Raw genomic sequence first — 12,458 nt, forward strand, 5'->3', positions numbered from 1 at the left:
GCCACGACCTAACTCACGCTGGCTGATCCGCACCGTGGATGCTGCTTTCAATCATCGCGGCAAACTCATCAAAGCACCCCACCGCATCGTGCGGGCCGGGGGTCGCGTCAGGATGGAATTGGACGGAAAACGCCGGCAGATTCCGGTGACGCAACCCTTCGACCGTTCCGTCATTGATCTCCACGTAGGTTTGGATCAGCTGGGTACTGGCTAACGAGTCAGCGGCCACCGCGTACCCATGATTCTGGGCGGTAAAGAAGGTCTGCCCCGTAGCTACTTCACGAACAGGATGGTTAAACCCGCGGTGCCCAAACCGGAGCTTTTCTGTCCGGGCCCCATTAGCCAAGGCAAAAAGTTGGTGCCCCAAACAAATGCCCATTAGCGGAATACGTGCCATTTCAACGGCCTGAATCATCGGTAAAGCGTACCCGACATCTTCTGGGTCACCGGGGCCGTTAGATAGCAGTACCCCATCGGGATGCAACGCCAAAATAGTGGCCGCGGTCGTAGTCGGCGGAACCACCGTTACTTGGAAATGCCGGGCCGCTAATTCCCGTAAGATGCTGTCCTTGAACCCAAAGTCGACGACGACCACGCGCCGTCCCGTGTTGGGACTGGTGTACGCCTGCTTAATGGCCACTTGCTGCACCTGGTCGTGCGGCAACGCCAGTTGTTGCACCTGTGCGACGGTATCGGCAGTAACCGTATCCGTCAGCAGCCCCTTCATGGTGCCCTCCTCCCGGATAATACGGGTCAACCGCCGCGTATCGATGCCAGCCAGCCCGGGGATGTCATGCTGCCGCAAAAACTCGGGTAAACTTTGCTCGTTGTGCCAATGACTCGGGTGCCGGGCCACCTCACGGACGATCACCCCCTGACAACTGGGCGCTAACGACTCGCTGGTTGCCACGTTCATGCCGTAATTGCCAATGAGCGGATAGGTAAAGGTGATAATTTGACCGGCATAGGATGGGTCGGTAATGGTCTCCTGGTAGCCGGTCATCCCCGTGTTGAACACGACCTCACCGGCTTTGCTAGTTGCGGCCCCAAAGGCCTCACCGGTAAACACCGTGCCATCCGCCAAAACTAGGTAACGCTTCATGCCTGGACCCCCTCACGTGCATAAACCAGCTTGCCCGCCACGATGGTGGCCACCGTAGCACCGTAGACCGTCCAGCCCAAGAATGGGGAATTGTGTCCGCGGGAATAAAAGTCCGCCGCCTTCACCGTGTACGGGTGCTCAACATCAAAGACGCTCAGGTCCGCCGCCGCTCCTGGCACCAACTGGCCCACGGGCAACCCGAAGGCCGCGGCCGGCGCACTACTCATCCACCGAACTAACTGGGTCAGGGTAAACGGTGCGTCCTGCCCCCGCACTAGGCGGGTGTACAGTGTGCTAAACGCCGTTTCGGAACCCACAATGCCGTTCGGTGCGCGCAACAAGCCCTGCGCCTTCTCCGCCGCCGTGTGGGGGGCGTGGTCCGTAGCGATACAGTCGATGGTGCCGTCCAGTAACCCCGCAATCAGGGCCTGCTGATCACGCATGGTCCGTAACGGTGGGTTCATCTTGTAGTTCACGGCATCCGGACCATCCGGGATGTCGTTGTCGGTCAATAGCAAGTGGTGGGGCGTAACTTCTGCCGTGACGTTGACCCCTGCGGCTTTGGCACGGCGAATCAAGTCGACCCCCGTCGCCGTCAACACGTGACAAACGTGGTAATGTACCCCAGTGGCCTGAGCTAATGCCAAATCCCGTGCCAGCTGCGCCGTTTCGACCACGTGGTACACGCCGGGTACGCCCAGGGCTTGGGCACGAGGACCAGCATTGAGCACGCCGCCATTCTTCAGGCCGTCATCCTCCACGTGGGCGGCCAGCGGCAATCCCGCCTTGGCGGCTCCGCGCATCGCCGCGTACATGGTGGCCGCATCCTGAATGCCGCTACCGTCATTGGACACGGCGAAAGCGCCTGCCTGGGCAACCGCGTCAAAGTCGACGAGCTGACCGGCTGCGCGGTTGCGCGTAATGCTGGCGTACTGGTACACGCGAACGTGACCTTCACGACAATTCCGCCCCCGTAAAGCCGCAACGCTATCAGCATCGTCGGGTACTGGTGTGACGTTGGGCATTGCACCCACCGTGGTGAAGCCCCCGTGGGCAGCAGCCATGGTGCCAGTGCCGATGGTTTCCTTAGCCGTTGCGCCCGGATCACGCAGGTGTACGTGGAGGTCAACGAGGCCTGGCGTGACGACTTTGCCCGTACATTCAAGCACCCGATCCTCAGTACCGACGGGTAGGTGGACCCCCATAGCGCTGATTCGCCCGTCCGCTACCCGGATGTCCATGGTCACCAGCCGTTTACCCAGCACCACGCGACCGTTTTGTAATATGTAACTCATGCCTCAAGACCTCCCAAATGGTTTGCCCGCAACACCGCTTCAATCATCGCCATCCGCATAAACACACCGTTCTGCATTTGCTGCACGTAGCGTGATTGTGGTCCTTCGACCAATTCACTAGCAAGTTCCACGTCCCGGTTAACTGGCCCCGGGTGCATGATGATGGCGTGCGGCTGCATTAGCTGGGCTCGACTTAGCGTCAAGCCGTAGTGCTCGTGGTAGGCCGCGCCACTTAAATCGTTGGTATCATGACGCTCCCGCTGAATGCGTAACAACATCACCACGTCGACGGTGGGCAGGATGCTATCGAGGTCCACCCAGGTGCCAAGGCGGTCAAACTGGTGGTCATACCACTCGGCGGGACCAGCAAAGAAGACCTGGGCGCCTAACCGCTGCAGAATTTCCGCATTCGACCGGGCGACCCGTGAATGGGCAATGTCACCGCAAATGACGACCCGCAAGCCATCAAAGTAACCAAATTCTTCGCTAATGGTCATGAGGTCCAGCATGCTTTGTGACGGGTGCTCACCCGACCCGTCACCCGCGTTGATCAACGCTAGGTCCAGGTCACCAGCCGCTAGCAACGGCGCATAATACTGGTCTTCCGGGTGCCGAATGACCGCCAGGTTGACGCCCAGGGCCGCCATCGTGAGCAACGTGTCATGAAGCGATTCACCTTTGCTGACGGAACTAGCCGCCGGGTTAAACGCCAGCTGGGTCAAGCCCAACTTAGTCTCAGCCATTTCGAAGCTGGTATGGGTGCGCGTGCTATGTTCAAAAAAAGCATTGACCACGTACACGGGCTGCGTTAAATGCAGTTGTGCGCCCGCCTTGTATGCTTCGGCACGGGCAATCAGCGCGTGCACCTCGTCAGGCGTGACGTCCACCATACTGGTAAAATCGCGCTGTTGTGTCATCATCATATGCTTACCTCCTGTGGGTAGTGGTGGTTGGTGGAACTGAAAGGAGTTGTGGGGCCAAACCGGACCGTAATGCAACTGTGGCGTACCGCGGTGGTATCCCGCACAGGCGCTACTCGCCGGTATGAGGCTGAGCTGCACCCCGCAGAAAGTGGCCATATAATGTTTTCTAACTAAAGGCCCAAACGCAGCCTTTCAACCAGTACACCGGGCGCTATCGCTTCCTAAACGGATTGCCACGCCCGCCACAAAAAAAGAGCCCACTCCTTCCAGAGTGCGCCCATGCAGTCAGGCCGTACCAACGGCCACCACCACAATTCTGGCTCTCTCTGGAGTCAATTAAATTGTCTGGATCAACTATATTTGTTCAATTGTAATGCCGTCGTGGTCGTCCACCTCTGTGACCGCCACGGCAATTTGTTCCTTGGTTGAGGTGGGTACGTTCTTGCCCACGATGTCAGCGCGAATCGGTAACTCCCGGTGCCCACGGTCAACCAGTACCGCCAGCATGATGCGTTGCGGCCGCCCGTGGGCAACCAGAGCATCCATCGCGGCCCGAGCCGTCCGCCCAGTAAACAACACATCGTCAATCAGGACGACGGTTTTATCATCGATATCAACCGGCAAGTCAGCACCATGCACCGTAGCCTGCTCGCGGTGGCCAATTGCGTGATGGTCATCGCGGTACAACGTAATGTCCAGGGTGCCTACGGGAACGTCCTCACCCTCTAGTTGCTTGATTCGTGCCGCAATCCGTTGGGCTAAATAAATGCCCCGCGTCTTAATGCCCACAAGCACGGTGTCCTGCAACCCCTTGTTCTTCTCGATAATTTCGTAAGTCATCCGCGTCAAGACCCGCTGCATCCCCAGCGCATCGACTAGCTGCTTTGCCATGTCTGCCTCCTTTAGTTCACCCGGTCAAAAAAATGCCCACCACCGCGAGGGTGATAGGCATTCTGCGCCTGACCAAAGACTGCCAGCGCCGACTCCTTTTCAGCCTCGCGGGACTGATTTTAAAGGACCTGTTCTGATTGGTTACAGGATAGCGGTTTTAACCGGGAATTGCAAGCTCATACTGGGGATGAAATTTGGCGACCACGTTTGCATCTCGCTGCCACCACTGCCGACCAGAGAGCTTATTTCCCGCGCGTATTCTCGTCCTTCACCTTCAACAGTGACATGAACGCTTCCTGGGGCACATCCACGGAACCAACGGCCTTCATACGCTTCTTACCCCGCTTCTGCTTTTCCAACAACTTGGCCCGCCGGTCGGGATCCCCCGTGTGGATCCGCGCCGTCACGTCCTTGCGGTACGCCTTCACCGTCGACCGCGCAATGACTTTGGTACCCAATGCGGCCTGAATGGGTACGTCAAACAGTTGCCGCGGAATGGTTTCCTTGAGCTGTGACACCACGCCGCGGCCGCGTTCGTAAGCAAAGTCACGGTGGACAATCGTGCTCAGCGCGTCAACTGGGTCGCCGTTCAACAGGATATCCATCTTGACCAGGTCGCTCGCCCGGTAGCCAATCACGTCGTAGTCCAGGCTGGCGTAGCCCTTGGTACTACTCTTGAGGTCGTCAAAAAAATCGTAGATGATTTCTGACAACGGCATGTGGTAAATAATGTTCACGCGGTACTTATCCAGGTAGTCCATCGTGACAAATTCGCCCCGCTTACGCTGACATAGCTCCATCACGGGTCCGACGTAGTCATTTGGTACCATGATCTCAGCCTTCACGTATGGTTCCTGAATTTCTTTGATCTCGCTGGCATCGGGCATTGCCGCCGGGTTGTCGATCGTTTCCTCACTACCATCCGTTTTGACGATGTGGTAGTCCACGGACGGTGCCGTCATGATGAGGTCGAGGTTAAACTCCCGCTCCAGTCGTTCTTGCACCACGTCCATGTGCAGAAGCCCTAGGAAGCCCACCCGGAAACCAAAGCCGAGGGCCTGACTGTTTTCGGGTTCAAATTCCAGCGACGCGTCGTTCAACTGCAACTTCTCCAAGGCATCCCGTAAATCACCAAACTTGGCGTTATCAACCGGGAACACCCCGGAATAAACCATCGGCTGAATCTGGCGGTAGCCCTTCAACGGCTCCGCCGCCGGGTTATCCGCTGAGGTCACGGTGTCACCCACCCGCGTGTCCTGAATGGTCTTGATGGCCGCGGTAATGTACCCAACATCCCCCGCCATCAGGGCGTCACGCTTCACCGCTTTAGGCGACATGACACCGACTTCGGTTACTTCGAAAGTTTTGCCATTACTCATTAACTGAATATGGTCCCCGACTTTAACCGACCCGTCGTGTACCCGGACGTTCAGTACCACACCCCGGTATGCATCATAGACCGAGTCAAAAATCAAAGCCTTCAACGGTGCGGCGACGTCCCCGCTCGGCGCTGGGATGTCCGTCACGATGTGTTCCAGAATGTTCTCCACACCTAAACCGGTCTTAGCGCTGGCCAACAGCGCGTCGTCACCGTCCAGGCCGATCATGTCCTCAAGTTCTTGACGTACCATGTCCGGTTGTGCACTCGGCAGGTCGACCTTGTTGATAATAGGCACGATTTCCAAATCATCGTCCAACGCTAAGTAAGTGTTAGCCAACGTTTGGGCCTGCACACCCTGCGAGGCATCCACCAGCAGGAGTGCCCCCTCACAGGCCGCTAGGCTCCGGCTGACTTCATACGTGAAGTCCACGTGCCCCGGTGTGTCGATCAGGTGGAAAATGAAGTCCTCACCATTCTTGGCGTGGTAGGTCAGCTCCACGGCGTTCAGCTTGATGGTAATCCCGCGTTCACGCTCCAACGGCATGTCATCCAGCACCTGCGCCTGCATATCCCGTTCCGAAACCGTATCGGTCATTTCCAGAATGCGGTCCGCCAGCGTGCTCTTGCCGTGATCAATGTGGGCAATGATGGAAAAGTTGCGGATGTGCTTTTGCCGCTCGCGCATTTCGTCGATATTCATATATTCGTTCCCGCTTTCTGTTCTAGTGCATCACTGTAGACCATTATAACAAAGTTATGTGGTAGCGTGGGGGCCCAGCACGGAGCCCCCTACTACGTTTAATGGTGTTGCCGGGGTACCTCACCCAGCATGCCACCAAATGCACCCACCACCGTTGGGTAATAACTCTCGCCGGCGGATGAAAATGGTGTCAGTTAAGCAACCTTGTCCTTGGTTTTAAGGTACTAGAACCTTGCTCAAGCGCAACGCTAACAACCAAAACGCGCGGTGCCAACCCACTGAGAGGTGGCACCGCGCGTTAACATCATTTTAGTGTTCCGCCTGGTTAATATCCCGCAAAACTTGCGCCGTATCGAATTGTTCCTGCCGGAAACTGGCATCGGTGGTCGGCAAGTGCAACTGAAAGTCGCTGAACTCCTGGATAAACAGGGTGGCGTTACCCACCTGGGCATCCAGCACGTGACCACCAAACTGCCGGTCCGCGCTCAAAAAGTGCAGGTGAAACCCGGGTGACGTAGCGCCACCATACAATGCCGGTGAGTAGTAACCGGACAGCGTCCCCTCCACGTGTTCAGCATTAAAGATTGACTGGGTCGCGGCCGTGGCAGCCAACGTGGCAAAAGGCGGGGTCGTACGGCCGCGTACCGCGCGTGTTTGCACGTGGGCAAAGGTGCCGACTAGCCGCACAGCGTAAAAGATATTTTGTGTCCCCACGGCGGCTGCGATCTGGTCGCACAGCGCCGCGTAGTCCAGACCCGTGAGTGTGGCCACCTGGTGGTCATCCTGAAAGTGAACGTTAGCAAACGGCACCCGTTCGTCAGCGTCCACCTCACGGACGGCGCCATCCGCATTCACTTGGTACACGTGCCCGGCCCGCATGATGAGTTCACCATTGAGGCCGGTCAACGTGCCAATGCCCGTGTCGCCGTGGTGCATCAGCTCCCCCACCGTTTGAGTGCCCGCCAATAAGCCGGGGACCAGGAGGGCCAGCGTGCCGTGTTGGTAAAGCGTCTGGGTATCATGAGTCAAAATTACACACTCCCTTTGGGTAAAGTTCAACGTATCAGTCTTAGTATAGCTGATCCTTCAGAATGCTTTGCCCCAGTTCTTCACTGTCGCTATAATCAACTGGAATATCCACGACTACAGGCCCATCACTGGCAAAGGCTTCATCCAGCACGCACCCGAGGTCAGCTGGCCGTTCCACCCGGAGGCCCTTGGCACCAAAGCTTTCGGCATACTTTACAAAGTCCACCGGCCCAAAGTTGACGCCGGCAGCTTGCCCGTACTTCATTTCTTCCTGGAATTTGACCATGTCGTAATGGCCGTCATTCCAGATGATGTGTACCAGGTTGGAGTGCAACCGGACCGCTGTCTCCAGCTCCTGACCGGAAAACAGGAAACCACCATCACCCGACACCGAAACGACCTTGTGGTCCGGTCGTAGCAGGCTCGCCGCAATGCCCCACGGCAAGGCCACACCCAGCGTCTGCATCCCGTTACTGAAGAGCAGGTGCCGCGGCTGATAACTCCGGAAGTGCCGCGCCATCCAAATATAGTGAGTCCCGACATCGACCGTCACGGTCATATCGTCGTCCACCCGCTCCTGCAAGGCCCGAATGATGCTCAATGGGTGCACGAGCGTCGCATCCGGTGCCTGTGCCGGTGGTTCATCGCGCTGCTGGATGCGCTGTTGTTCATAGTCGAGGAATCGCTTGGCGCCCGGCACTACGTGGTAGCCACGCATCAACGGTATCAGCAAGTCTAGCGTCTGCGCAATGTCGCCGATCAGCTCCGTTTCGGGCTGGAAGTGGGTATCGATTTCGGACGGCAACGAGTCAATGTTTACGATACGCGCGTCCGCGGCGGCATTCCAGTTACGGGGTTCATACTCAATTGGGTCGTAACCAATCGTGACGACCAGGTCACTTTGCTGCAACAGCTCGTCACCAGGTTGGTTGCGGAACAAACCCACCCGACCAAAGAAATTGTCGATTTGTTCGTGACTAATGATTCCGGCGCCTTGGAACGTCTCAACCACTGGCAATTCGCTCACGGCCAGCAGGTCGCGAATGGCCCGTGTCACGTCAGCTGATGAGGCACGCATGCCCACCAACAGCACCGGCAATTCAGCCTCCTTGATGGCGCGAGCAAGCGTCGTCATCTCACTCAGCGAGGCGGGCCCCAACTTAGGCGCCGCCAAGCGTTTGATTGGTGCCGTCTTCACCGGACTGTCAGTGACATCCTGGGGCACCGACACAAAGCTGGCTCCCTGCTTGCCGGATGCCGCCGCGCGGTAAGCATTCGCAATCGTCTCACTAGTGTTTTCAGGGTCTTGAACCTCCACGGAGTACTTGGTGATGGGCTCAAAGACGGGCGCGTTGCGCATACTTTGGTGTGTCAAGCGTTGTAGGTCGCCCCGCTGCACCTGACCCGAAATAGCTAACACGGGGTCTCCTTCGGCCGTGGCGGTAACCAAACCCGTCGCCAGGTTGGACGCGCCGGGGCCGGAAGTGGTCAGCACCACGCCGGGCTTGCCGGTGATGCGCCCAATGGCGGCGGCCATAAAGGCGGCGTTCTGCTCATGGCGCGCAACGATTAATTTAGGTGCTTGGGGGTTTACGGGGTGCTCTAACCGCTCAAACACCCGGTCAATCTTCGCGCCAGGGATACCAAAAACGTACTTGACGTCATGGTTCACCAAGCTATCAACAATCATATCCGCGCCGTAACGGGGCTGCTTTTCTTCTGTCATGGATAGACCTCACAATCTCTTTGCTTATCTTTTGTAAGTAACTCGCTATTAATACTACACTGATTAAGCTGAGAACGCTACCCATTTCGTCAAAAAAGACACAGACAAATTTTAGCCGGGTCTGATGACGAGTCTGAGCAATTGTTTATGTTCGTGGTGTCCGCCGGCTGCCTCTTCCAAAAGCTCGCTTTTTGCCGTGTCGGGCGGGATCAAAAAAGGTGCGTGCAACTTCCCGCTGCACACACCTTGAATCGTACTACTTGTTAAACGCATCCCGGAACTTATCAAACAAATTACTCTCGTGTGGCTTCACCTTGTCGCCACTCGCGGCAGCGTACGCCATCAAGGCATCCCGTTGCTTCTGATTCAGTTTCTTCGGCGTCCGGATCTTAACCGTCACGATTTCGTCACCAGTGCCACCACCATTCAGGCGTGGGGCACCCTTGCCACGGAGGCGAATCTTCGTCTCGGTCTGGGTGCCCGCTGGCACCTTCAACTGCACGGGTCCGTGCACAGTGTCGGCTTTGACCTCGTCACCCAAGGCCGCCTGAGCAAAGGAGATATCCAGATTCATCAGGATATCGGCGCCGTCACGCACGTACTTCTTGCTAGGCTGGACACGGAAGACCACGTACAGGTCACCAAATGCCGCGCCGTTCTGGCCGGCATCACCAGCGCCATCCAGACGCATTTGCTGACCATCATCGACCCCAGCTGGTACCTTCACGTCAATACTGTGACGCTCCTGCTCCACACCAGTGCCGCGGCAATTCGTGCACTTGTCCTTGATTTCCTTACCAGTACCGCCACAGACATCACAGGTCTCACGGGACTGCATGGTCCCCAGCATCGTTTGCCGAGTGACCGTGATAAAGCCTGCACCGTGACACTTGCTACACGTTTGCGGCTGGGCACCGTTCTTAGCCCCAGTACCGTTGCAGACGTGGCACCGCCCCTGACGGTTGTAACTAATGTTTTCTGACTTACCAAAGACAGCCTCTTCAAACTTCAAGTCCATCCGGTACTGCAGGTCAGCCCCGCGACGTTGACGCGCCTGAGTGGCCGCACCCTGGGCGCCACCACCGAAGAACGAACTGAAAATGTCATCAAAACCACCAAAGCCGCCGCCATCAAACCCACTGTAGGTCTGACCGCCAGCACCACCGCCAAAGCCCTGGGGACCGTCGGCGCTACCATACTGGTCGTACGCGGCCTTCTTCTGCTTGTCAGACAAGACGGAGTAAGCTTCGTTGATCTGCTTAAACTTTTCTTCAGCGCCCGGTTCGTGGTTGATATCTGGGTGGTACTTCTTAGACATCTTCCGGTACGCCTTACGAATTTCATCTTCACTGGCGTCCCGGCTAACACCTAAAATCTCGTAGTAATCTTTATCAGCCATCTTTGCCTCCCCAAAATCGGGTTTCCAAATTCTAGTAATACATACCCATCTAATTTAACACAGGTACAACCATAGCAAAAGACCAAGGCCCGCCATGAGCGGCCTTGGCCCGTTTTGCCACGTTAATTACTTCTTGTCGCCGTCATCAGTATCGGTATATTCGCCGTTAATGGTATCGTCATCCTTGCCATCAGCACTGTTGGCGCTGCTACCGGCATCGCTGCCAGCGGCGCTACCAGCACCAGCTGCGCCGGACTGCGCGGCCTGGGCCTGCTGGTACAACTTGACCGTCATGTCCTGGACGATCTTGTTCAGCGCGTCCTTCTTTTCCTTCATGGCGTCAATGTCGTTCTTCTCCTGGGCCTTCTTCAGCTCATCGCGAGCATCCTCAGCCTTCTTGATGTCGGCATCGTCAACCTTGCCCTTAACGTCCTTCAGGGTCTTGTCGGTCTGGAACAGGAGTTGGTCGACTTCGTTCTTCAGGTCAACCTCTTCCTTACGCTTCTTGTCGGCGTCCGCGTTGGCTTCAGCTTCCTTCACCATGCGGTCGATTTCTTCATCAGACAGACCTGACGAACTCTTGATGGTGATGTTCTGGGACTTGCCAGTGCCCATATCCTTGGCGGATACCTGCACGATCCCGTTCTTATCAATGTCGAACTTAACTTCGATTTGTGGCACACCACGTGGTGCCGCCGGAATGTCCGACAGCTGGAACCGCCCCAAAGTCTTGTTGTCCGCGGCCATTGGGCGTTCACCCTGGAGCACGTGGATATCAACGGCTGACTGGTTGTCCGCCGCCGTACTGAAGACTTGCGACTTGCTGGTTGGAATCGTGGTGTTACGGTCGATCAACTTGGTGAAGACACCACCCATGGTTTCAATCCCCAAGGACAGTGGCGTAACGTCCAACAGCACAACGTCCTTCACGTCACCGGAAATGACACCACCCTGGATAGCGGCACCTAAGGCCACGGCTTCATCTGGGTTGATGGAGTGGTCAGGTTCCTTACCCGTCCAGTTCTTAACGGCTTCCTGAACGGCCGGGATCCGGGTCGAACCACCGTTCAGGATAACCTTATCGATGTCACCGTTGGACAAGCCGGCATCCTTCAAGGCGTTCTGCACTGGAATCCGCGTCTTTTCAACCAGGTCAGCCGTCATTTCGTCGAACTGAGCCCGGGTCAACGTCTTCTCCAAGTGCAGTGGACCGTTAGCACCAGCTGAAATGAATGGCAGGGAAATCTGGGTCTGAGAAACACCAGACAGATCCTTCTTGGCCTTTTCGGCTGCATCCTTCAACCGCTGCATTGCCATCTTGTCCTTGGACAAGTCCACGCCGTTGTCAGCCTTGAAGCCTTCAACCAACCAGTCGATGATCTTGTTATCAAAGTCATCACCACCGAGGTGGGTATCACCGTTCGTGGACAATACTTCGAAGACACCGTCACCTAACTGCAGGATGGAAACATCAAACGTCCCACCACCAAGGTCGTAAACCAAAACCTTCTCGTCGTCGTCAGACTTGTCCAGGCCGTATGCCAAAGCGGAAGCAGTTGGTTCGTTAACGATCCGCTTAACGTCCAAACCCGCAATCTTGCCGGCATCCTTAGTGGCCTGACGCTGGCTGTCGTTGAAGTAGGCCGGTACGGTGATGACCGCTTGTGTCACGTCTTCACCGAGGTAGTCCTCAGCAAACTTCTTGATGTACTGTAAAATCATGGCCGAGATTTCTTGCGGCGTGTATTCCTTATCGCCGACCTTGACCTTGTAACCTGCTTCACCCATGTGCCGCTTAATTGAAATAATGGTGTCGGGGTTAGTGATTGCCTGACGCTTAGCCACTTCACCAACCTGGATCTCGCCATCCTTAAACGCAACCACGGACGGGGTCGTCCGGTTACCTTCTGGGTTGGTGATAATCTTGGGTTCGCCACCTTCAAGGACGGCGACGGCACTGTTAGTAGTACCTAAGTCAATACCAATAATCTTTGCCATATTGATTTACTCCT

9 protein-coding genes are annotated in these 12,458 nt (G+C 56.4%); all 9 read right to left on the reverse strand.

Translation table 11 applies throughout. The features are described 5' to 3' along the window. Window positions 1–13 precede the first annotated feature (13 nt). Window positions 14–1,102 carry a carbamoyl phosphate synthase small subunit gene (locus tag FD19_RS02285; protein WP_056969024.1) on the reverse strand — a complete coding sequence of 363 codons (1,089 nt, stop codon included), beginning with the start codon at window positions 1,100–1,102 and terminating at the stop codon, window positions 14–16. After that, on the reverse strand, window positions 1,099–2,397 hold the full coding sequence (locus FD19_RS02290; RefSeq protein WP_056969025.1) for a dihydroorotase: 1,299 nt from the start codon (window positions 2,395–2,397) through the stop codon (window positions 1,099–1,101). Before FD19_RS02290 ends, FD19_RS02285 begins: the two co-directional genes overlap by 4 nt. After that, entirely contained in the window at window positions 2,394–3,320 is a 927-nt protein-coding gene (locus tag FD19_RS02295) for an aspartate carbamoyltransferase catalytic subunit (protein ID WP_056969026.1), read from the reverse strand. Before FD19_RS02295 ends, FD19_RS02290 begins: the two co-directional genes overlap by 4 nt. Before the next feature lie 354 nt (window positions 3,321–3,674). After that, window positions 3,675–4,211, reverse strand: a complete 537-nt coding sequence (gene pyrR, locus FD19_RS02300) for a bifunctional pyr operon transcriptional regulator/uracil phosphoribosyltransferase PyrR (protein WP_054749475.1) — start codon at window positions 4,209–4,211, stop codon at window positions 3,675–3,677. Window positions 4,212–4,453: 242 nt separating this feature from the next. Next, window positions 4,454–6,292, reverse strand: a complete 1,839-nt coding sequence (lepA, locus tag FD19_RS02305; RefSeq protein ID WP_056969027.1) for a translation elongation factor 4 — start codon at window positions 6,290–6,292, stop codon at window positions 4,454–4,456. Between the two features lie 309 nt (window positions 6,293–6,601). Continuing rightward, the gene (gene budA, locus FD19_RS02310; protein WP_054749476.1) at window positions 6,602–7,321 is read right to left on the reverse strand and encodes an acetolactate decarboxylase; all 720 of its coding nucleotides are present in this window, start codon (window positions 7,319–7,321) and stop codon (window positions 6,602–6,604) included. A 40-nt stretch (window positions 7,322–7,361) separates the two neighbouring features. Then, window positions 7,362–9,047, reverse strand: coding sequence for an acetolactate synthase AlsS (alsS, locus tag FD19_RS02315; RefSeq protein ID WP_056969028.1), 1,686 nt, complete (start codon window positions 9,045–9,047; stop codon window positions 7,362–7,364). Window positions 9,048–9,303: 256 nt separating this feature from the next. Continuing rightward, on the reverse strand, window positions 9,304–10,446 hold the full coding sequence (gene dnaJ, locus FD19_RS02320; protein ID WP_054749477.1) for a molecular chaperone DnaJ: 1,143 nt from the start codon (window positions 10,444–10,446) through the stop codon (window positions 9,304–9,306). Window positions 10,447–10,572: 126 nt separating this feature from the next. Then, window positions 10,573–12,444, reverse strand: a complete 1,872-nt coding sequence (dnaK, locus tag FD19_RS02325) for a molecular chaperone DnaK (RefSeq protein WP_056969029.1) — start codon at window positions 12,442–12,444, stop codon at window positions 10,573–10,575. Between the last annotated feature and the right edge of the window lie 14 nt (window positions 12,445–12,458).

Source organism: Lacticaseibacillus thailandensis DSM 22698 = JCM 13996 (genome assembly GCF_001436135.1).
GTDB classification, from domain to species: Bacteria; Bacillota; Bacilli; order Lactobacillales; family Lactobacillaceae; genus Lacticaseibacillus; species Lacticaseibacillus thailandensis.

Bases quoted from the DNA above. Each gene is read 5' to 3' on its own strand.
- FD19_RS02290 (WP_056969025.1), bottom strand. From the start codon at position 2,397: ATGAGTTACATATTACAAAACGGTCGCGTGGTGCTGGGTAAACGGCTG.
- lepA (WP_056969027.1), bottom strand. From the start codon at position 6,292: ATGAATATCGACGAAATGCGCGAGCGGCAAAAGCACATCCGCAACTTT.
- FD19_RS02295 (WP_056969026.1), bottom strand. From the start codon at position 3,320: ATGATGATGACACAACAGCGCGATTTTACCAGTATGGTGGACGTCACG.
- alsS (WP_056969028.1), bottom strand. From the start codon at position 9,047: ATGACAGAAGAAAAGCAGCCCCGTTACGGCGCGGATATGATTGTTGAT.
- dnaJ (WP_054749477.1), bottom strand. From the start codon at position 10,446: ATGGCTGATAAAGATTACTACGAGATTTTAGGTGTTAGCCGGGACGCC.
- FD19_RS02285 (WP_056969024.1), bottom strand. From the start codon at position 1,102: ATGAAGCGTTACCTAGTTTTGGCGGATGGCACGGTGTTTACCGGTGAG.
- dnaK (WP_056969029.1), bottom strand. From the start codon at position 12,444: ATGGCAAAGATTATTGGTATTGACTTAGGTACTACTAACAGTGCCGTC.
- pyrR (WP_054749475.1), bottom strand. From the start codon at position 4,211: ATGGCAAAGCAGCTAGTCGATGCGCTGGGGATGCAGCGGGTCTTGACG.